This window comes from Streptomyces sp. NBC_00237 (assembly GCF_026342435.1).
GTDB lineage: Bacteria > Actinomycetota > Actinomycetes > Streptomycetales > Streptomycetaceae > Streptomyces.
Genome location: NZ_JAPEMT010000001.1, coordinates 2509288 through 2529630, shown reverse-complemented (window position 1 = coordinate 2529630; position 20343 = coordinate 2509288). Strand labels below are relative to the sequence as shown.

General features: G+C 73.3%; 17 protein-coding genes. 12 read left to right on the top strand and 5 right to left on the bottom strand.

The genetic code is table 11. From position 1 onward, the window contains the following. Positions 1-181: 181 nt before the first annotated feature. Positions 182-814, bottom strand: a complete 633-nt coding sequence (locus OG897_RS11150) for a TIGR03086 family metal-binding protein (RefSeq protein ID WP_266655300.1) — start codon at positions 812-814, stop codon at positions 182-184. A 148-nt stretch (positions 815-962) separates the two neighbouring features. On the opposite strand from OG897_RS11150, the gene OG897_RS11145 reads away from it, so the two are divergent. The 5 genes from OG897_RS11145 (at position 963) to OG897_RS11125 (ending at position 4596) form a co-directional block, all read left to right on the top strand. Continuing rightward, positions 963-1646 carry an N-acyl homoserine lactonase family protein gene (locus tag OG897_RS11145; protein WP_266655298.1) on the top strand — a complete coding sequence of 228 codons (684 nt, stop codon included), beginning with the start codon at positions 963-965 and terminating at the stop codon, positions 1644-1646. Between the two features lie 154 nt (positions 1647-1800). After that, on the top strand, positions 1801-2613 hold the full coding sequence (locus OG897_RS11140) for an NAD(P)-dependent oxidoreductase (RefSeq protein WP_266655296.1): 813 nt from the start codon (positions 1801-1803) through the stop codon (positions 2611-2613). Between the two features lie 63 nt (positions 2614-2676). After that, entirely contained in the window at positions 2677-2895 is a 219-nt protein-coding gene (locus OG897_RS11135; RefSeq protein ID WP_266655294.1) for a hypothetical protein, read from the top strand. A 153-nt stretch (positions 2896-3048) separates the two neighbouring features. Beyond that, entirely contained in the window at positions 3049-4296 is a 1248-nt protein-coding gene (locus OG897_RS11130; protein ID WP_266655292.1) for a TerD family protein, read from the top strand. A 99-nt stretch (positions 4297-4395) separates the two neighbouring features. Then, positions 4396-4596, top strand: coding sequence for a hypothetical protein (locus OG897_RS11125; protein WP_266655290.1), 201 nt, complete (start codon positions 4396-4398; stop codon positions 4594-4596). A 133-nt stretch (positions 4597-4729) separates the two neighbouring features. Here the strand turns inward: OG897_RS11125 and OG897_RS11120 are convergent, their stop codons facing one another. Further along, positions 4730-4957 carry a hypothetical protein gene (locus OG897_RS11120; RefSeq protein WP_185025425.1) on the bottom strand — a complete coding sequence of 76 codons (228 nt, stop codon included), beginning with the start codon at positions 4955-4957 and terminating at the stop codon, positions 4730-4732. A gap of 354 nt (positions 4958-5311) precedes the next feature. On the opposite strand from OG897_RS11120, the gene OG897_RS11115 reads away from it, so the two are divergent. From OG897_RS11115 to OG897_RS11090, 6 genes are all read left to right on the top strand, one after another. After that, the gene (locus tag OG897_RS11115) at positions 5312-7675 is read left to right on the top strand and encodes a PQQ-binding-like beta-propeller repeat protein (RefSeq protein WP_266655287.1); all 2364 of its coding nucleotides are present in this window, start codon (positions 5312-5314) and stop codon (positions 7673-7675) included. Between the two features lie 40 nt (positions 7676-7715). Beyond that, positions 7716-10001, top strand: coding sequence for a protein kinase (locus OG897_RS11110; protein WP_266655284.1), 2286 nt, complete (start codon positions 7716-7718; stop codon positions 9999-10001). A gap of 109 nt (positions 10002-10110) precedes the next feature. Further along, positions 10111-10890, top strand: a complete 780-nt coding sequence (locus tag OG897_RS11105) for an SDR family NAD(P)-dependent oxidoreductase (RefSeq protein WP_266655282.1) — start codon at positions 10111-10113, stop codon at positions 10888-10890. Positions 10891-11055: 165 nt separating this feature from the next. Continuing rightward, on the top strand, positions 11056-11301 hold the full coding sequence (locus OG897_RS11100) for a hypothetical protein (RefSeq protein WP_266655280.1): 246 nt from the start codon (positions 11056-11058) through the stop codon (positions 11299-11301). 159 nt (positions 11302-11460) lie between these two features. Further along, positions 11461-12621, top strand: a complete 1161-nt coding sequence (locus OG897_RS11095; RefSeq protein ID WP_266655278.1) for a hypothetical protein — start codon at positions 11461-11463, stop codon at positions 12619-12621. Between the two features lie 34 nt (positions 12622-12655). Next, positions 12656-13114: a hypothetical protein gene (locus tag OG897_RS11090; RefSeq protein WP_266655276.1), complete on the top strand. Its 459-nt coding sequence runs from the start codon at positions 12656-12658 to the stop codon at positions 13112-13114. A 72-nt stretch (positions 13115-13186) separates the two neighbouring features. Here the strand turns inward: OG897_RS11090 and OG897_RS11085 are convergent, their stop codons facing one another. Both OG897_RS11085 and OG897_RS11080 read right to left on the bottom strand, forming a co-directional pair. Further along, positions 13187-15484 carry a methyltransferase domain-containing protein gene (locus tag OG897_RS11085; protein WP_266655275.1) on the bottom strand — a complete coding sequence of 766 codons (2298 nt, stop codon included), beginning with the start codon at positions 15482-15484 and terminating at the stop codon, positions 13187-13189. Between the two features lie 524 nt (positions 15485-16008). After that, on the bottom strand, positions 16009-17508 hold the full coding sequence (locus tag OG897_RS11080) for a hypothetical protein (protein ID WP_266655273.1): 1500 nt from the start codon (positions 17506-17508) through the stop codon (positions 16009-16011). Positions 17509-17742: 234 nt separating this feature from the next. Here OG897_RS11080 and OG897_RS11075 point away from each other — a divergent pair, with 234 nt between their 5' ends. Continuing rightward, positions 17743-19587 carry an endonuclease/exonuclease/phosphatase family protein gene (locus tag OG897_RS11075; RefSeq protein WP_266655271.1) on the top strand — a complete coding sequence of 615 codons (1845 nt, stop codon included), beginning with the start codon at positions 17743-17745 and terminating at the stop codon, positions 19585-19587. Positions 19588-19680: 93 nt separating this feature from the next. On the opposite strand, the gene OG897_RS11070 is transcribed toward OG897_RS11075, so the two are convergent. After that, entirely contained in the window at positions 19681-20301 is a 621-nt protein-coding gene (locus OG897_RS11070) for a DUF4232 domain-containing protein (RefSeq protein ID WP_266655269.1), read from the bottom strand. Positions 20302-20343 lie beyond the last annotated feature (42 nt).

Here is a 20343-nt window from a genome sequence, read left to right as displayed (position 1 = left end):
CAGTGATGTATGCGCCACAGCCACGCATCGTATGCACGGCGGCCCGCCCCACGTCAGCCCTTGGTGACCCCCTGATCGGATTCCGGTGTCCGCTATGTGCGGTGCCGGGCGATGCGGGCGGTCCCCGGGTGCGTCCCCGGGTGCGTCACTGGGTGGATCACTGGGTACGTCACCGGGCGCGTCACCGGGTGTGCCTCTCCGCCGCCCGCGACGACCACCGGGGGTCCCGGCCGCCCAGCCCCACCACCCGGTCCAGGAAGGAGGATCCGTCCGGTACGTCGACGACGGGGCCGAACATCGGGGCGCGTGCCGGGTTGTCCGCCTCGGGGGCGAGCAGCGCGTACACCACCTGGAGGCTCGACCGGTCGCAGGCGAAGGTCTGCCCGGTCGCCCGCGCCAGGTCCCAGCCGTGCAGGACCAGTTCGTCCAGGGCGATCTGTGCGGCGACCCCGGCGGGCACGACGGTGCCGCCGACGGCGGTCTCACCGGCCCAGGAGTCCCGCTGGTGCCAGGCGTCCACGAGTGCGGCCAGCTGCTGGGGCAGCAGCCACCGCCAGCTCCCGGGAAGCACCGGGGGCGCGGGCGTCCGGGGCAGCCCAGGCTCGGACCCGGGTCGCTTGCGTGCGGCGTCGCGGAACGCCGCCGTCAGGTCGACGAGATGGGCGAGGAGGTCTCGTACGGTGAACTCTTCGCACGGGGTGGCCGCTTCCAGATCCGCGTCGGTCACGCCGTCGAGGAGGCGGTCCAGACGGCGGGCCGCAGGTTCGAGGTCGAACACGACGCAGGTGGGGGCGGCGGTCGCGGTGGTCGTCATCACGGTCCCTCTCCTCAAGCACCCGGAGCCGCTACGGCAACCGGCGTCGCGGCAGCGACGAAGGGAAGACCCCGAGCGTCCCGGAAACTCATCGACCGGGGCCGGGATTCTTCAAGATTTCCGCGAAACCCCTTGCCACCATGGGTCCATGAACGACACTTTCGCGATACGCCGCCTCGACCTGGGGCACTTCGTGCGCCCCGCGAGCGAGACCGGCACCGGCCGTCCCCGCACCGAAGCCGTCCTCGCCTACCTGGTGCGGCGGCCCCAGGGACTGCTGCTCTTCGACACCGGAATCGGCCGGGGCTGCGCGGAGACCGACGCCCACTACCGCCCGCAACGGCGGGAGTTGACCGACGCCCTGACGGACGCGGGAGTGTCCCCCGGCGACCTGTCCGCGGTCGTCAACTGTCATCTCCACTTCGACCACATCGGCGGCAACCCCGCGCTCGCCGGTCTCCCCGTCTTCGTGCAGGCGCAGGAACTGGCCCTGGCCCGGGCGGGCGACCACACGATCGACGCACTGGTGGACCCGCCAGGACCACCCCTCGCGTACGAGGTGCTGGACGGCGAGGCGGAGGTGTGGCCCGGGGTGCTGATCGTCCCCACGCCTGGCCACACCCCGGGCCACCAGTCGCTGGTGGTCTCGGGTCCCGACGGTGCGACCGTGCTGGCGGGCCAGGCGTACGACGTCGCCTCCGAGTACAGCCACGCGGAACTGGAGGCCCGCACCGGGACGGCCCCGGCGGAACGGCCGTGGCTGGACCGGCTGGCGGAACTCTCCCCGCAGCGGGTGCTGTTCGCCCACGACCGGGCGGTGTGGACCCCGTAACGCGCGGGAGGCGATCCCGATCGCACCGGGCTCCGTCCAGGAAACGCCGTACACCGCCCATCACTTGACTCGCCCCGACCCGCTCCCTAGCGTCGCGACGGTCGCCGCCCCCACACCGGCGTACCGTCGCGGAACCTCCCGAGGAGCCCCTCCCATGCCCGCTGCTTCCCGCACACTCCTGCTCACCGGCGCGGCCGGAGGCATCGGCACCCTGATGCGCGGGCTGCTCCCCGCGTACGGCTACGCGCTGCGGCTCTTCGACGCGACGCCCATCGAGGGCGAGCCGACGGCGGTGACCGCCGACCTCGGCGACAAGCACGCCCTGCGCGAGGCCGTCGAGGGCGTGGACGCGATCGTGCACCTGGCGGGCATCTCCCTGGAGGCCCCCTTCGAGAAGATCCTCCGCTCGAACATCGAGGGGACCTACAACCTCTACGAGGCGGCCCGCGAGGAGGGCGTGCGGCGGATCGTGCACGCCTCCAGCAGCCACGCGATCGGCTTCGCCCCGCTCCCGCGCCCCGGCGGCGCTCCGCTGCCCGTCGAGACCCCGCACCGCCCGGACACCTTCTACGGTCTCTCCAAGGCGTTCGGCGAGGACCTGGCGCAGCTGTACTGGGACCGGGACGGCCTGGAGACGGTGTCGGTGCGCATCGGCGAGTGCGCCATGGAGCCGTCGACGGTGCGGACGCTGGCACTGTGGCTGAGCCCCGGTGACGCCGCGCGCCTCTTCGACGCGGCGCTGACCGCTCCGCGCGTGGGGCACACGGTGGTGTTCGGGTCGTCGGACAACACCCGTCTCGGCTGGGACCTGTCGTCGGCGCGGGCGCTGGGTTACGTACCGCAGGACGACTCGGAGCAGTACGCGCAGAAGCTCCTCGCCGAGCACGGAGAGCCGACTCCCGGCGACCCCGAACACGACTTCCTGGGAGGGGTGTTCTGCACCGATCCGCCGCAGTGGCCGTACTGACGCGTAGGCGCCTCGGGCCAAATTCACTCGCGCGGGGGGTCTCCGGCACGAAACCATCACCCCATGCCGAAACCTCATGGATTCCGATACGAGCAGCGTGGCGACGGAACCGTCGTGATCACGCACCACCAGCGCGCCGCCTCCACCCTGCGCGGCGGCCGGGCCGAGAAGTTCCTCGCCGAGGTGACGGGCGGCGACGAGCAGCTGGTGATGGCCCGCTGGACGGGCGCGTACAAGTTCGGCAACGAGCGGATGGCCCGCAACCACCCGCGCAACCGCTGAACACCCTCGGCGCCGCTGCTCCGGCCGCGAAACCGCTGATCACGGCGCTGCTGCCGGGCCGGGCCCGAACAGTGCGCTGGGCCGTCCGGGCGGCTCCGCAAATTCGTCCGAAGGTAAGGGAACGGCAAAGCCGTCCCGGTCGTTACCTGTGACATGACCGCAATGACCCCTGGCTCGAACATTCCGCTTCCCACCGCCCGCGTGGCCGTGGACGTCGCCGCCCCGGTGCGGCTCGACGTGTCGGGCCTGCTGCTCACCGCCGACGGCAAGGTGCGCTCCGACGACGACTTCATCTTCTACAACCAGCCCGCCGGGCCCGGTGTGACGTACCGCTCGGGCGGCGGTACGGCCCCGGACGCGATCGTGGTGGACACGGGCGCGCTGCCGCCGGGCATCGAGCGGGTCGTGGTGACCGCGAGCCCGGACGCGGCGGGCCAGACCTTCCAGGGCGTCGAGCCCACGGCCACGGTGCGCGGCGCGGACGACAACGCCGTGATCGCCACCTTCACCCCGCCGCAGCTGGGCACCGAGACCGCCCTGGTCGTGGTCGAGGTCTACCTCCGCAACGGCGCGTGGAAGGTCCGCGCGGTCGGCCAGGGGTACGCCAACGGGCTGGCGGGCATCGCCACCGACTTCGGCGTCTCGGTCGAGGAGCCCGCCCCGGCCCCCGCGGCCCCGGCCGCCGCCCCGGTCCCGCAGGCCGCCTCCGCCCCCGCAGCCCCGCCGTCGGCGCCCATGCCGTCCTACGACCCGAGGGTGGCCGCCCCGGCGGCCCCGGCCGCTCCCCCGGCCCCGGCTCCGGCCGCCCCCGCCCCGGGCAACGGCAAGATCAACCTGGACAAGGGCCGGGTGAGCCTCCAGAAGAACCAGACGGTGTCCCTGGTCAAGGGCGGCCGTCCGCTGCTCTCGCAGGTCAAGATGGGCCTGGGCTGGGAGCCCGCGTTCCGGGGCAAGGACATCGACCTGGACGCCTCGGTCATCGCCTACGACGGCAACCGCAAGATGATCGACAGCTGCTACTTCGGCAAGCTGTCCATCCTGAACGGTGCGATCAAGCACTCCGGCGACAACCTCACCGGCGAGGGCGCGGGCGACGACGAGGTGATCGTGGTGGACCTGGGCCGCATCCCGGCGGAGGCCACGGGCCTGGTCTTCACGGTGAACTCCTTCACCGGCCAGAAGTTCACCGACGTGGCCAAGGCGTACTGCCGCCTGCTCGACGGGACGACCGGCGAGGAACTGGTCCGCTTCGACCTGACGGGCGCCGAGCCCCAGACGGGCGTGATGATGGCGAAGCTGATCAAACAGTTCAGCGGCGAGTGGGAAATGACCGCGATGGGTGACTTCGTGAAGTCCCGCACGGTGCGCGGCATGGTGAAGCCCGCGGCCCAGGCGCTGTAGGGACGGGAGCGCCGGCGGGGGCCGGAGAGGCCGGACGCGTGATGGATGCCACGTGCCAGAAGGGTTTGGTCACGGGTGCCCGAACGTAGCCTGGAAGGCATGTCCACCACCTCTCCGTCCGCCGCCGCCCCCGAGCCCACCGGGCCCGAGGTCTCCGATGCGGACCAGGCGAACGCGGCGATCCGCCGCCTCGTGGACGCGCAGACGACGGACGGGGCCTGGCCCTCGGAGGAGTACGAACTGCTCCTCGTCGAGTGGGCGGACGCGATGCGCGACGACGCGACGGAGCCCGTTTCCTAGGGCGCCTTTCCCACGCGTCTCCCAGCCCCGGGACACTCCGGACCCCCGGAACGTACCGAAACGCCTCCGCCCCGTATCCCGATCGTGATGATCGAAGTACGGGGCGGAGGCGTTTTCCCGGAGCCTCGGAGGCTCAGAGCTTGGTCAACTTGGAGTAGGGGCTGAGAATCCGCCCCTGACGTCCGGAGAAGTCGATGAGCACGGCGAGGTCTCCCTCGACGCCTACGACTCTTCCGAGTCCGAATTGATCATGCGAAACCCGGTCTCCCACCTCGTAGTTCTCAATGGGCGGGGCGGCCGGGGCCGGGACGTTGAAGGGACTGGACGGCAGGTGTCGCCGGGCTCCGGCTGGCTTTGTCATTACCTTCAGTATGCGCCCACCGGAGGCCAGATGCCATGCCCGCCTCCCAGCGGCCACCCCCGCCCACCTCGTCGCACCTCCCCCGCCCGTCCCGGGACGCCTCCCTCGTCAGCCGCACATCAGCGCCGTCCCGGGCCTTCCACGGCCGGTCGGCGGACGGCCCGCCGCAGGCGCGGCGGCCGGGCGTGCCGGACCGACGCACCGGAGGCCGGAAGGGGTGTACGGCATGATTCCTGGGCCCCGGCCCCGGTGCGGTACGTCACAGCACGCGTACCGGCGCAACCGTGGGCCCCACGCCAGGCGTCGCAATCAGCGTCCGGCACCGTCCGGGCCGTCGGGAGGGGAGCCGAGGGAATGTCAGCCGCAGCGTCCGCAGCCGGGTCGGCCGGGCCAGGGGGTTCGCTGGACCGGTACCACGTCGTCGCACCGCTCGGGGAGGGCGGCATGGGACGGGTGGAGTTGGCCCGCAGTCCCGCCGGGCGGCTGGTCGCGCTGAAGACCCTGCATCCCCGGCTGGCCGGTGACGCGCGCTTCCGGGAGCGGTTCCGCCGGGAGGTGGCTGCGGCACGGGCGGTGGACGACGTGTTCACGGCGGCGGTCCTGGACGCGGACACCGAGGCCGAACTCCCTTGGCTGGTCAGCGAGTTCTGCGCCGGGCCCTCCCTCGTCGACGTCATCAGCACGCTCGGCCCGCTGGACTCGGAGGCGCTCGGCACGCTCGGCGCGGCGCTCGCGGAGGCCCTCGCGGCGGTGCACGCGGCCGGTCTCGTGCACCGGGACCTCAAGCCCGCGAACGTCGTCGTCACCCACGAAGGGCCCAAGATCCTCGACTTCGGCCTGGCGAAGGGCGCGGCCGACGAGGCCGGGGAACCGCTGACGGGCACCGGAGACCTGGTGGGCACGCTGGGCTTCATCGCGCCCGAGCAGCTGTCCCGGGACGGCCGGGTGGGGCCCGCCGCCGACGTGTTCGCGTTCGGCGCGCTGCTGGTGCTGTCGAGCACGGGCCGCAACCCGTACGGCTCGGGCACCGTCCCGCAGGTCCTGCACCGCACCCTGAACGAGCCGCCCGACCTGCTGGGCGTGCCGGACGGGGAGTGGGCGGGCTTCCTGCGCGGCTGCCTGTCCCTCGCCCCTGCGGACCGGCCGACCGTGGCGCAGGCGCTGGAGTGGTGCGCGGGGCGGGCCGCCGCGCGGCCGTGGTGGGAGGAGGAGCCCGTCGCCGGTCTCGTACGGGAGCACGAGGAGGCGACGGCGGAACTGGTCGCCGCGGAGGAGGAGTGGGAGGACGAGATCCCGACCGCCTTCCTGGCGCCGCCCGCACCGCACGCACCCCGGGAGCCCCGCACGCCCCCGGGGCCCTCGGAGGCGACGCCGGTCGCCCCCCTCGACGTACCGCCGAAGCCGTTGCCGACACCTCGGCCGGACCCGCACTCGCCCCCGCGCCGCCGTCGCTTCCTGGCCTGGGCGGGGGCGGCCGTGACCGCCGTCTCCGGGTCGACCACGGCCGCCGTGCTCCTCCTGGACGACAGCGTGCACCCGCCCGACCCGCGGCCCTCCGTCCGGAAGTGGACGTCCGGCCGCACCCTCTGGTCGCTCGACTTGGACTCCTCGCCGCAGTACGGGGGCGAGGTGCTGCGCCACGGCGACGCCCTCTACGTGCGTACCGCCGAACGGCTCGTCTGCCTCAACGCGGCGTCCGGAGAGGCGCGTTGGGAGTACGAGGGCAAGAACGTCCAGGGCGTACGGCCGATGGGCGACGCGGTGTACGTGCTGGCCGAGCCGGACGACGGCCCGGGGATCGTGGCCCTCGACGCGAAGTCCGGAGCCCGCCGGTGGACGACCAGGCGCCTGGGCATGAGCCCGTTCCGGCCCTTCGTTCCGGGCGCGCCCGCCAGCGAAGGGGAGGGCCGGTCCGCCCAGCTGTCGGCCGACTCCTCGGTGGTCTGCCTCGTCACCTACGCCGCCGCGAACACCCTGTGGGAGCAGCGCACGGCTCAGGGCCGCCGCTGGCGGGCGTACGGTTTCGACCCGCGCGACGGCAAGCCGCTCTGGCACCGCGCGGGCACGGCGACGGGTGTGTCCACCGTCCACCAGCGGGGCGGCCGACTGGCCGTCGCCACCTCGGAGCACGCGGTGTCGCTCCGCGCACCGGCGGACGGCCCCCTGGTGGTGCTGCGCGACCGCGACGGCACCCCCGAGCGGGAGATCCCCGGCGGCTCCGCCCACCCCGAGGCGCACCCCGGCTCCTCGGGCGTACGGCACTATCCGGGGCCCGAGGCGGTCGCGGCCGTCGACCTCGCCACCGGCGAACGGCGCTGGTCCCGTCCGGCGGGCAGCGAAGCCGCGATCACGCCGACGGCCACGAACGGCCTCGTCCACACCGGCACGTGGGGCGATCTGCGCGCCCTGGACGCGGCGACCGGCCACCAGCTGTGGATACGGACGGACGTGCGCCGCCTCGACGACGACAACGCGACCCCGCCGCTGGTCTCGGACGGCCTGCTCTACGCGTCGGGCTCCGACCCGTCCCTCCCGGCCGACCCGGACCGCCGCTCGACCGGCTGGGGCGTGCACGCGCTCGACGCCCGTACGGGAAAGCTGGCGTGGGCGGTGCCGGTGCCCCGGCTGAGCCGGGTCCGTACGGCGGCGGGCGGCGGCCTCCTGCACCTGTGCGTGGACCGCACCCTCATGACGCTGCGCGGGCCGGGGGCGGCGTGAAGAGGGACGGGGCGGGTCCGAGAGCCGCCGGGGGCGCGGGATGACCGGTCCCCTGCTGCCCGGCGACCCCGAACGGCTCGGCCGGATACGGCTGTTGGGCCGTCTCGGCGCGGGCGGCATGGGGCAGGTGTTCCTGGGGCGGACGGCCGGGGGTCGTCTCGTCGCCGTGAAGACCGTCCACGCGCACCTCGCCGCCGAACCGCACTACCGGGAACGCTTCCGCCGCGAGGCCGCCGCCGCCCGCGCGGTGACGGGCGCGTACACGGCGGCGGTCCTCGACGCCGACCCGGACGCGGAGGTGCCGTGGCTGGCGACGGCGTACCTCCCCGGCGTCACCTTGCGCCGTACGGTCGCGGGGGCGGGCCCGCTGCCCACCCCTGCCGTACGGGCCTGCGGGGCGGCCCTCGCCGAGGCCCTGGCCGCGATCCACGCGGCGGGCATCGTCCACCGCGACCTCAAGCCGTCGAACGTCCTCGTCACGGTGGACGGCCCGCGCGTCATCGACTTCGGCATCGCCCGGCTGACGGGTGAGTCCCGCTCCCCGTTCTCGGCGCTGACGGCGGCGGAGGACATCATCGGCACGCCGGGCTTCATCGCGCCGGAGCAGATCACGGAGGGCATCGCGATCACCCCCGCCACGGACGTGTTCGCCCTGGGCGCGGTCCTGGTGTTCGCGGCGACGGGCGAGGGGCCCTTCGGGCGGGCCGGTGCGGCGGTGATGCTGTACCGGGCGGTGCACGACGAGCCGGACCTGAGTGAAGTGCCCTGGGAGATACGGGAATTGGCGGCCCGGTGCCTGGACAAGTCGCCGCCCCGCCGCCCGGCCGTCCCGGAGGTACTGGCCGAGCTGAAGGAGGCAGGGGCTCCGCTGTGGTGGCGGGAGGGGCCGGTGGGGGACCTGGTCCGGGAGTCGGGGGCGGTGCCGCCCGGGGTGGGGGCGGAGGCACGGTCCGGGCCGCCCGGGGCCGAGGCGAGGCCCGACGCCGACCGGGCGGCGGGAGCGGCGGGAGCGGCCGCCGCCGCGCGGGTCCGGCGGCGGGCGGTCGGGCGGCGGACCCTGCTGGGCGCGGCCGGGGCCGGTTCCCTCGGGCTGGTGGCGTGGGCCGGGATACGGGCCTTCGGGAAGGGCGCGGAGCAACCCCCGGCGCTGGACTGGGCGTTGACCGGCGGGTCCGAGGCGGCCGGGGCCGTCCGGTGGTCCCGTACCGCCCAGGACGCGGTGGTCGACGGAGTGCTGGTCCCCGGCGGCACGGCGGGGGTGCTGCTGGCGCACGGGTCGGACGGGACGGGCTCGTCGGTGGGCGCGGTGCACGCCCTCGACACCTCGGACGGGTCCCGGCGGTGGTCCGTGGAGAGCCGGGCCGAGGTGCCCCGGATGTGGGGCGTCGTCGGCGGGGTGCTGGTGGCCCCCGAGGTGCGGTCGGCCGGGGAGGTGGCGGCCGGAGTGGGGCTTCGGGGCGGCGGGGACGTGCGGGTGAAGGGCATCGGGACGGTGCCGCCGAAGTGGTTCGTGGGGTCCGGGGACGGCGTCGTGGCGTACACCGAGAGCGGCAGCAAGAACCTGACCGGACCCTCCTGGGAGGTCGGCCTGTCCCCTCCCTGGGGCCGGCCGGCACTCGCCGGGAGCTCGCTCCTGGTGGTGCCGTCCGAGCCCGGGCCGCAGCCCGTGACCTGCTTCGACGTGTCCGATGGCGGCGTGCGCTGGAAGCACCGGCAGATCGAGGAACCCGTCGTCGCCACCGGCACCGACGGCCGCCGCTTCCACCTCCTCACCGCCTCGGGCGACCTGCACGTCCTCGACGTACGGACGGGCGTACGACTGGCGGAGCGGTCGCTCCGGCTGCGCCCCGGAGCCGGGGCGAGCGCGCTGGCGTACGCGAACGGGACGGGTCTGGCCCACGCCGACGGGTTCGTGACCGGTTTCGACCCGGTGAGCGGCGAGCGGCGGTGGCAGGTGCCGAGCACCGGACTGGAGTCGAGCTGGCGGCTGCTGCCGGGCGGCACCGGGTACGCCCCGACGGTCGCCGGGGGCCTGCTCCTGGGCTGGTCGGACGCGGACACCGTCCACGCGGTGAAGCTCGCCGACGGCACGCGGCAGTGGAAGGGCGCGGTCAGGGGCGGCGGAGCAGGACCGCGCCCGCCGGTCGTCGCGGGCGGCACGGTGTACGCGGCGGCGGGCGCCGCCTGTACGGCGTTCGCCCCGGACACCGGCGTCCCGGCCCGCACCTGGGGCACGACCGGCACGATCACCGACCTGGCGGCGGACGCGACGGGCTGGTACGCCCGCCTGGACAAGCGCACCGTCCAGGCGGTGAATCGCGTCTGACCGGGGACGGCGGCCCCCCGGCCTCCCGTCGCCACTCCCCCGTGCATGATCGTCGGGCGGAATCCCCCGCGCCCCGTCCCGCCTCACCTCGCCTCGCCGGAAGGTCCCCATGTCGCCCACCACCCCCTTCCCCGCCACCCGCCGCCGCGTCCTCGTCAGCGGTGCCTCACGCGGGCTCGGCCGGGCCCTCGCGCAGACCTTCGCCGCCAACGGGGACCTGGTCGCCGTGCACTTCGGGGCGCGGCGCGCGGAGGCGGCGGAGACCCTCGCCTCCCTGGAGGGGACGGGGCACGTGCTGACCGGGGGCGATCTGGCCACCCCCGAGGGGGCGAGGGCGGTCGCCGACGCGGCGGCGGAGGGGCTCGGCGGGATCGACGTACTCGTCAACAACGCCGCCGTGAACACCCCGCACCCGCTCGACAGCACCCCGTACGAGGACTGGGCGGCCGCCTGGCAACAGCACGTTTCCGTCAACCTCCTCGCGACGGCGAACCTCAGCCATCTCGCCGCCCGCCGCATGATCGGGCAGGGCGGCGGCGGGCGCATCGTCAACGTCGGCTCGCGGGGGGCGTTCCGGGGCGAGCCCGACCACCCGGCGTACGGCGCGACCAAGGCGGCGGTGCACGCGCTGGGCCAGTCACTGGCTGTGCACCTGGCTCCGCACGGGATCGCGGTGGCGTCCGTCGCGCCCGGGTTCTTCGAGACGGAACGCGTCGCGCACCGGCTGTCGGGGGCGGAGGGCGAGGCGATCCGGGCGCAGAGTCCGTTCGGGCGGGCGGGCACCCCCCGGGAGATCGCGGAGGGTGTGCTGTGGCTGGCCTCCCCGGCGGCGGAGTGGGCGTCGGGGACCGTACTGGACCTCAACGGGGCTTCGTACCTGCGGACGTGAGTCATCACTGCATAGAAACAAGGTCAACTCGGGCAGATCACCTCTCTTCCCAAGATTTCGTGTGGAATGCCTTGACCCCCGGTGGTAGTGGGAATAGACATGCCGTACCGGCCGGGGTCGGGGGAAGCTCCCGGCGGTGGCAGCGATCGCGAGGGGGCGAGCCATGTGGATGCCGGACAGGCCCGTGACCTCCATGAGAGCCGGTTGCTCCAGCTCTCCAACGTGACCGGAGTCAGCACCGGCAGGGACGAGTACACGGGCGAGGACGTGATCGTCGTCTTCGTGACGCGGATCGTGTCCCGCGACGGGCTCCGTTCCACCGACGTGGTGCCGGGAGAACTCGAAGGCGTGCCGGTCCGCGTGGTGGCGATCGGGGACGTCGAGGCTCAGGACGACCCCGAGGAGTTCTGAACCGGAGGCCAGGCGTCGGCCCTCCGTCCGCACTCCCCGCAACGCCGCTTGAGGCGTCTGGGTGCACCCGTGCTGCGGGACTCCGCGCTCCGCGACTCCGTAGTCCGTACTCCGTACGACACACACCCCACACACTCACCGGGGAAGAGGTGGTCTGGCGTGAGCCAGCCCGAGATGATGCGAGGACCCACCGGCGGGCAGATCACCGACAGTGCGCGCCAGCAGGCGCTGTCGGACTTCCTGCGCCCGCAGTCTCCGCTCGCGAACGTCGTCGGCTTCGGCCACGGCGTGAAGTGGATCAACGGCGAACCGACGGGCGAGCCCGCGGTGCTCGTCTTCGTGAACCAGAAGGTTCCCGAGTCGATGCTGCCCGAGCGCGACGTCGTGCCGCGCACGATGGACGACGGCACGCCCACCGACGTGGTCGCGGTCGGCCACATCTCCGCACAGCGCTTCCAGCAGCGCGCTCAGCAGCGCAGGGGCCTGCACGAGCAGGACCAGTACCGCTCCGACGGCAGCGTGAGCGAGCAGTCGGGCCTGCTGTCGCAGCCGATGCTCGAAGAGATGAGCGGCCTCGGCACGTTCGAGCCGCAGCTCCTCAAGCGCCGGATGCGCCCCTGCCCGTCCGGCTTCTCGGTCGGCAACGTGCGGGTGACGGCGGGCACGCTCGGCAGCGTCGTGTACGACTTCCTGCCCGGCGCGACCACCGACCCGCCCGGCGCGGGCCTGGGCACGCCCGCGAAGTTCTACATCCTCAGCAACAACCACGTCCTCGCCGACTCCAACCGGGCGCCGGTGGGCAGCTCCATCGTCCAGCCCGGCGTCCACGACGGCGGCCAGGACCCGGCGGACAAGATCGCCACGCTGGACCGGTTCATCACCATCCAGTTCGCTCCGCAGATCCCGCTGGAGCGGCAGAACAACATCGTCGACGCGGCACTCGGCACGGTCGAATTCCAGGACGCGACGCGCGAGCAGTACTTCAGCGGCGCACCGCGCGCCTGGCGGCGGCGGACCAACGTGGCGGTCGGCGACCGGGTCAAGAAGACCGGCCGGACCACCAACATCAGCTTCGGCCGTGTGATCGCGACCGACGCGACCATCGACGTGAACTACGGCACGGCGGGCACCGCCCGCTTCAAGGACCAGATCCTCACGACGAACATCTCGGCGGGCGGCGACTCCGGTTCGCTGGTCACCTCGCTGGACAACGTCGCCGTCGGTCTGCTCTTCGCCGGTTCCCAGGTCGTCACCGTGGCCAACCACATCGAGCACGTCCGCGCGCTGCTGCGCGTCGAGATCGCCGAGCAGCTGGCCTGAGAGCCCGCGCCCGGCGGAAGGAAGGTCCACCACCATGACCACCCAGTCACGCAAGTCGCCCAAGGCCGAGTCGGAGCAGCGCCGCGAGCACCGTTACCTGAACGCGCAGGGCGCCGAGGTCAAGACCCGCGACGAGGCGTTCGCCACCCCCCTGCAGGGAGCGGGCGCGGAGGCCGTCGCGATCACGACGCGGCTCCAGCTCAACAACGGTGCGACGACGTTCGAGATGCAGGTCCAGATCAACCCGAACACCTACCCGTTCGTGGTGACCGGCGGGCAGATCACCTCCGGCATCTGCGGCGCCCCGTGGAACATCACGGGCGGTTCGATCGGCAACCAGCTGCGGCTGGAGGCCAGGCGGGCCGGTCAGGGCAGCTGCGCCAACACCATCACGATCGTCGGGCAGTACCAGAACCCGCCGTCCTACCGTGGCACCTACGGCTTCGACGGCTCGTCGTCCTCCTTCAACCACACGACGATGTACCAGATCTGACGGTTCGTCAGCTCTGGTCGTCCGATCGTCCGCAAGGGCCCGGGGTGCGCACCCCGGGCCCTTGCGCGGCGCTCACTCCTTCTCGTGCTCCCACCACCAGTCCAGTGCGGACACCCCGGGGACCGGCCCCTCCTGCTCCCCGCCGGGCGCGGGGCGGTCGGTGACGGTGATGCCGTACGAGGCCCCGGGGACCGGCGCGGCATGCCGGTTGCGGGGGCTGGCGTACCGGGGGGCGTCGGCCATCCAGCGCATGCACCCGGCCACGTACGTCTCCAACGCTGCTGTGTAGCGCGGGAGTTCCGGGTGCAGGCGACGTGCGACGAGCCGGTCGGCACGGGTGCTGAAGTACGTCATCGCGCGGTCCCGCAGAGCGACCGCCTCGGGCAGGACCTCGCGCGGGGTGCGGCCCCGCTGGTGGGCGAGGACGTTGACGAGGTTCTGGGCGGGCGGGTGCAGGTGGTCGTCCATGGCGTACGAGAAGAGGTCGTTGTCGCAGCTCACGATGAAACCGGCGGCGTCGGTCAACGCCTGCACCGCGGGGGCGAACTGGAGGTCGGACGGGAGCTGTATCCCGTTGGCCACCTCGCTGAAGGCGAGCGAGAAGCGGGTGCCGTTCACCGAGACCCGCTGAGCCACGTAGTCGTTGAGGGAGGGCATCCGGCCGCGTTCGGTGTTGGCGGTCTGCCCGGCGACCCCGGCGAGCCAGTCCCGGGTGCCGGTGGTCAGCCGGTGCAGCTGGGTCGGCGTGAACCGGGAGCGGGTCCGGGCGACGAGGTCGTCCAGGGCTGCGGAGAGCGCGCCCGGCGGAAGCAGTCCCGACCCGGGGGCCTCCAGCGCGCGCACCACCCGCTGCCCGTGGTCGACGACGACGGCGGTGCGTCCGGCGGCACTGCCGGAGTCCTGCCAGTCGTCGACGGCCCACGCCCAGTAGTTCCACTCCATGAAGAGCAGGAGGGTCTCCGCGTCGCCGTGCGGGATGGCCCGGCAGACGAAGTCGGGGTTGTGGATGGCCTGCGCCCAGGCCCGCTCGGTGGCGTCCGGGTACAGGTCGTACTGGTCGGCCCAGGCGAGCGCGTGCGCCCCGAGCGTGTCGGCGTCGGGGTGGGCCCCGGCGTCGGGGAGCGGGCAGTAGAAGGCGGGCAGGCTGTCCCCGAGCGCGGAGCGCGGCCCGGTGGCCCCGCGCCGCGCGGCGTCCGCGGCGGTCCGCCCGAACCGCTGGACGACGACGGCCGGACTTCCCGAGAGGGACGGGCCCCCCGGGACGGCCGGGCTTCCCGGGACGGCCGGGCTTCCGGCGGCTGCCGGGCTTCCGGAAGCCGCACCGTCCGGGACGGCCCGCCCCGACTCCTCGACGGCCGGTGCCGTACGTCCTGACGCCCCGGCGGCCGGCACCGTACGACCCGACGACCCGGCCGTGCCCGCGGCGCGGGCGGGCGGCCCGGGAGACGGCGCCGGTGCCGAGGCGGGCGGGCCCACCAGACGGAAGAGCAGAAGCCGCGTCTCCAGGGCGTGGTCGCGCCAGGCGCGGTAGAACTTGCCGTGCGACAGCGCCGATTCGACCAGGCGGTCCCGGGCGATGGGCGAACCCCGCCCCTGGTCGATGCCCTCCAGCTCCGCCGCCGTCCACGCCATCGACTGCACCCAGAACTCGGCGACGCGGTCGGTGATGTCCTCGTCCAGCTCCAGTTCGAAGCCCGCCGCCCGGGCGGCGGAGATGTACTCGGTGAGGGTGCCGAGCCGGGTCCGGTAGTAGCCGTCGACGAACTCCGTCCACTCCGGGCGGCACAGGAAGTGCTCCTGGATGCCGAACCAGCCGCCCGGCTTCAGGGACTTCGCCATCACCGCGAAGAGCCGCTCACGGTCCATGTAGCCGGAGCTCTCTATCGCGACGGCCGCGTCGTACGTCCGGTCCGCCTCCCACGTGTGCACGTCGCCGAGTACGGCGGTGATCTGGCCCTGCGCGCCCGCCCTGCGGGTGAAGTCCTCGATCACCGGTATGTGGTCGGGCGTCACGGTCAGCCCGGTGACGCGGGCCCCGTACTCCTGCGCCCAGAACAGCGAGCCGCCGCCGAGGCCGCAGCCGACGTCGAGGAGGGTGTCGGGCGGCGCGGACGCCACGTCCCACAGCTCTGCCGCGTGGGCGAGCACGGCCTCCTGCGAGGCGAGGATGCGGCGTTTGATGACCCGCTGCGCCACGGTGGTCTGCGGGTGCTCGCCGACGCCGAACATGCCCACGTGGAAGTGCGTTCGGGGCCCTGGCCCGTACTTGTGCAGGATGTCGGAGGTCTTGCGTGAGTAGTACTGGGGCACCTGGCCTGAGTCAAAACCCGCCCGGCCTATGAGGGCCGGGCCTGCGGTGGCGGGCGTCATGGAGGAATCCTTCTCGGAGCCGTGGACGACAAGGATGCGCGGGGAATCGCGCCGGGCCGCTCGCGCGCGCGAAGGCGCCCGTGGGTGAGCAGCGGACGGGCGCCCCGTCCCCGAGGAGGTTCCGGATGTTCCGGAAGTCCGGAGTTCCGAGGCGCCGAACAGCCGTGCAGGGGAAGGAACGACGGGACCCTTCCGCTACCGGTTCCACGGTGGGGGGCCATGGGCCGGGGGCATCGTCATCGCAAACTGCCTCTCGGCCGGCGCACAGCCCTCGGAGGTACGCCACACCCTGCGGCATTCAACCGATACCCATCACGAGGGAACGTGAACCGGTCATGGTGCGCCCCCCGTGCACCGTTTTCTTCCAGCCACACGGAAGGACGCACTCCCCTCCCGGCCTGCGGCAATGGGCACATGCCCCGGGCACAGGACTGCCCCCGAGTGCTGTGCACCCGGGGGCAGTTCAGGACAACCGTGAAGCGGCGGGCCGCACCGGTAGAGCTACGCGCCCGTCCGCGAAGAAGCTACCCGCCCGTCCGCGAACGCGCCTTGAAGGCCGCCTTCTTCGCTTCCTTGGCGATCTTCTTCTCGGGGTGCAGCCGCCCCATCGCCTCCAGCACCGCCCCGGTCGCCGGGTGCTCCACCCGCCAGGCCGAGTCGAGGAAGCCGGTGTGCTGACCCACCAGGCCCACCACCAGCTCCTGCAGCTCGGGCGTCTCGCCCGCCGCGTCCAGCTGGGCGGCGATCGTGTCCACCGCGAGCCAGAACACCATCTCCTCCGGCGGCACGGGAACGTCCGACACGCCCCGCTCGGCGAGCCACACCCGGGCGAGGCCGCCCAGTTCGCGGTCGTCCAGGACGGCCCGCACCGACGGCTCCGCCCCCCGGTCGACCAGCAGGAGGCCCTGCTGGCAACGCAGCCTGCGCAGCGGTGCACCCGGGTCGTCGCCACGGGCGGCGGCCAGCAACTCCGTCGCCGCCACGGCCGGTTCGCGACGGGCGAGCCACTGCTCCAGCTCGTCGCGGCCCGCCTGCTCGGGGAAGTACGCGATGCCGTCGAGGAGCGCGTCCGCCCCCTTCTCGGCGAGGTCGCCGACCGCCGGGGCGTCCACCCCGGCCTCCAGCATCCGGGCCCGTACGCCGTAGAGGCCGAGCGGGGTGAGCCGCACCATGCCGTACCGGGCGACGTCGTCCTCGTCGAGTTCGTCGACGGCGGGGGCGTCGGCGGACTCCTCCGCCATCAGCGCCTCGTCCACCGGCCGGTACGCCACCAGGCCCACCGGCTCCAGCACCCGGAACTGGTCGTCCAGACGCATCATCGCGTCGGAGACCTGTTCCAGTACGTCATCGGTGGGCTCGCCCATGTCGTCGGGCACGATCATCGAGGCGGCCAGGGCGGGCAGCGGCACCCAGCCGTCGTCGAGGCCGTCGGCGGGGCCTTCGGCGGCCACGGTGAGGAGGTAGAGGTTGCCGAGGACACCCTCCAGGAAGTCCGCTTCCTGCTGCGGGTCCCAGTCGAGCGCCCCGAAGTCGAGTTCGCCGTCGTCGCCGAGGAGCGCGCCGAGGTCGTCGAGCACGGGTGCGGTGGCGTCCGCGAAGGCCGTGTCGAACGCCTCCAGCCACAGGCCGAGCACGTCCTGCGGGCTGCCGCCCGCGACCACCGCGAGGGCCTCGCCCGGCGCGGCCGTGCCGTACGCCCCCTCCGTCGCGGAGTCGTCGGATTCCGGCGGATCGATGACGTCCACGAGGCCGGTGTCGACGGCCGTGCGCCACGCCTCGCTCGCGAACGCGGCGGCGTCCTCCTCGTCCTCCACCCCGTCGGCCGGGCCCAGCTTCAACACCGCTGCGGCATCCGGCAGTTGCTCCTCCACCAGCTCGCCGCCCGCACCGACCCGGGTGTCGGGCGAGGCCCAGCGGGCGAGCGTGACGGCGCGGGCGAACAGCGGCGCGGCCAGCGCGTCCCGCGCGAGCGACGCGTCCGAGTGCAGCCGCACCGGCGGCAGGGTGGGGCGGTCTTCGGACATCTGGGGGCTCTCCTCGGGGCACACACGGGGGACAAAGAGGGTGGGGCGGCCCCCAGCGTAGACGCATTTGCACCGATCCCTTCGGGTTCATGTACCCGTCAAGTTTCGTGCACCGACAGGTCGTCCCGGGAACCTTGACAACACCCCCGCACAGGCAAGAGATTGACGCGCGTAGAACTCTTTCGTCGCGGGCCCCTGCGGTCCGCGCACAGCCCTCACCTCCGGAGTCCCCTGATGACGTCCCGCTCCCTGCCGAGAACCACCGCGGTCGCCACCCTCCTCACCACGGCCCTCGCCGCGGGCCTGCTCGGCGGCGCCGCGTCGGCCACCGCCGACAGCGCGGCCGCCGCCCCGGTCCGCATCCACGACATCCAGGGCTCCACCCGGATCTCCCCGCTCGTCGGCAAGCAGGTCGCCGACGTGGAGGGCATCGTCACCGGAGTCCGTACGTACGGCTCGAAGGGCTTCTGGTTCCAGGACGCCACGGGTGACGGCGACGCCGCCACCAGCGAGGGCGTCTTCGTCTTCACCTCCGCCGCCCCGACCGTGGCGGTCGGCGACGCGGTCAAGGTCTCCGGCACGGTCACCGAGTACGTCCCGGGCGGCCTGAACTCCGGCAACCAGTCCCTCACCCAGCTCTCCAAGCCGACGGTGACGGTCGTCTCCTCCGGCAACGCCGTCCCGGCCCCCGTCCTCATCGACTCCCGTACGGTGCCCAGCCGTTACGCCCCCTCCGGCGACCCCGCCGCGGGCGGCAGCATCAACGGCCTGGCCCTGAACCCGCGCCGCTACGCCCTCGACTACTACGAGTCCCTGGAGGGCACGAACGTCCGCGTCGGCACCTCCCGCGTCGTCGGCGCGACCGACGCGCACGCCGAGCTGTGGGTGACGGTCAAGCCGCACGAGAACGACAACCGGCGCGGCGGCACCGTCTACGGCTCGTACGACGCGCAGAACACCGGCCGCATACAGATACAGCAGCTGGCCCCGCTCGCCCAGCAGCCGTTCCCGAAGGCGAACGTCGGCGACGTGCTGTCCGGCGGTGCGACCGGCCCGCTCGACTTCAACCAGTTCGGCGGCTACACCCTCACCGCGCAGAGCCTGGGCAAGGTCGTCGACAAGGGCCTGAAGCGCGAGAAGACCCGCAAGCAGGGTCGCGGCGAGCTGGCCGTGGCCACGTACAACGTGGAGAACCTCGACCCGACCGACCCGCAGGAGAAGTTCGACGCCCTCGCAAAGGCGGTCGTCGACAACCTCGCCTCGCCGGACATCCTCGCCCTGGAGGAGATCCAGGACGACAACGGCGCGAAGAACGACGGCACGGTGGCGGCGGGCCAGACGGTCAAGAAGTTCACGGACGCGATCGCCGCCGCGGGCGGTCCCGCGTACTCCTGGACCTCGATCGACCCGGAGAACAACAAGGACGGCGGCGAGCCCGGCGGCAACATCCGCCAGGTCTTCCTCTACAACCCGGCCCGGGTCTCCTTCACCCACCGCGCGGGCGGCGACGCGACGACCGCCACGGGGGTCGTACGCGAGAAGGGCCACGCGGCGCTCACCCTCTCCCCCGGCCGCATCGCCCCCTCCAGCACCGCCTGGGAGAACAGCCGCAAGCCCCTCGCGGCCGAGTTCCGCTTCCGTGGCGAGCCCGTCATCGTGATCGCCAACCACTTCGGCTCCAAGGGCGGCGACGAGGCCCTGACCTCGCACCACCAGCCGCCGGTGCGCTCCTCGGAGGTCCGCCGCCTGGCGCAGGCGCAGACGGTGAACACCTTCGTGAAGGACGCCCTGAAGGCGGACCGCCGGGCGAACGTCCTGGTCCTCGGCGACATCAACGACTTCGAGTTCTCCGCGACGACGAAGGCCCTCACCGACGGCAAGGCCCTGCGCGCCGCCGTCACGTCCCTGCCCCGCTCGGAGCGTTACTCCTACGTCTTCCAGGGCAACGCCCAGGTCCTGGACCAGATCCTGACGAGCCCCGCGATCGACGACTTCCGTTACGACAGCGTGCACATCAACGCGGAGTTCGCCGACCAGAACAGCGACCACGACCCGCAGGTGCTCCGCTTCCGCCCGTAGTCCCCGTGAGGAGAGGCGTGCCGCCGGGGTCCCGGCTTCCCGGCGGCCGCCGCTCCAAAGCCCGGACCGCTCGCCGCGCGCACGCCGTACGCGTCACTGCGGGCGGGTCAGCGCCCACGGGGTGACGTCGAAGGCGTCGACCATCCGCACGTCCTCCTCCAGCGGGAAACTGCGCACGTCGTGCCCGGGTCCCGCGGCGATCTTCAGCGTCTGCGCCTTCTCGACACCGTCGTACGGCCGCCAGTCGAGCCGGGAGTACGCGACCCCGCCGGGCGGCAGCAGCACCACGGCGTCCGCCCGCTTGCCCTCCTCCTTGACGTCGACCTCGATGTCGACGGCCGTGCCGTCGGCGGCGTACGCCTTCACGGAAGGGCGGCCGGAGAGCTCGTAGGGCGTGTCGCCGCAGTTGGTGAGGGTGAGGACGGCGAGCCGGTGCATCAGGGCCGCCTGGATCTCCCCCATGTCCACGCGCACACCGGCGGGGCAGTCCGCGTCGTACGCGGCCCCGGCGGACGGCGCCGCGACGGCGGGCGGCACGGTGGCGGTGGGCGGGGCCGTGGGACGGCCGGGGTCCGAGGGGGAGGGGGAAACCCCGGACTCCTCGGCCTGCTGCTCACCCTCGCCCGACGGAACCAGGAAGCCGTCGCACCCGGACAGGAACAGCGCCCCGAACAGCGCCGCCGCAGCCACTTTCGTCCCCGTACGCACACTCACGTCGCCGCTCCCCCGGACCCGCGCGGAACGCTCCGCGCCTCC

Coding starts and splice junctions, on each gene's coding strand:
- OG897_RS11150 (WP_266655300.1), bottom strand. CDS start 814: ATGACGACCACCGCGACCGCCGCCCCCACCTGCGTCGTGTTCGACCTC.
- OG897_RS11145 (WP_266655298.1), top strand. CDS start 963: ATGAACGACACTTTCGCGATACGCCGCCTCGACCTGGGGCACTTCGTG.
- OG897_RS11140 (WP_266655296.1), top strand. CDS start 1,801: ATGCCCGCTGCTTCCCGCACACTCCTGCTCACCGGCGCGGCCGGAGGC.
- OG897_RS11135 (WP_266655294.1), top strand. CDS start 2,677: ATGCCGAAACCTCATGGATTCCGATACGAGCAGCGTGGCGACGGAACC.
- OG897_RS11130 (WP_266655292.1), top strand. CDS start 3,049: ATGACCGCAATGACCCCTGGCTCGAACATTCCGCTTCCCACCGCCCGC.
- OG897_RS11125 (WP_266655290.1), top strand. CDS start 4,396: ATGTCCACCACCTCTCCGTCCGCCGCCGCCCCCGAGCCCACCGGGCCC.
- OG897_RS11120 (WP_185025425.1), bottom strand. CDS start 4,957: ATGACAAAGCCAGCCGGAGCCCGGCGACACCTGCCGTCCAGTCCCTTC.
- OG897_RS11115 (WP_266655287.1), top strand. CDS start 5,312: ATGTCAGCCGCAGCGTCCGCAGCCGGGTCGGCCGGGCCAGGGGGTTCG.
- OG897_RS11110 (WP_266655284.1), top strand. CDS start 7,716: ATGACCGGTCCCCTGCTGCCCGGCGACCCCGAACGGCTCGGCCGGATA.
- OG897_RS11105 (WP_266655282.1), top strand. CDS start 10,111: ATGTCGCCCACCACCCCCTTCCCCGCCACCCGCCGCCGCGTCCTCGTC.
- OG897_RS11090 (WP_266655276.1), top strand. CDS start 12,656: ATGACCACCCAGTCACGCAAGTCGCCCAAGGCCGAGTCGGAGCAGCGC.
- OG897_RS11085 (WP_266655275.1), bottom strand. CDS start 15,484: ATGACGCCCGCCACCGCAGGCCCGGCCCTCATAGGCCGGGCGGGTTTT.
- OG897_RS11080 (WP_266655273.1), bottom strand. CDS start 17,508: ATGTCCGAAGACCGCCCCACCCTGCCGCCGGTGCGGCTGCACTCGGAC.
- OG897_RS11075 (WP_266655271.1), top strand. CDS start 17,743: ATGACGTCCCGCTCCCTGCCGAGAACCACCGCGGTCGCCACCCTCCTC.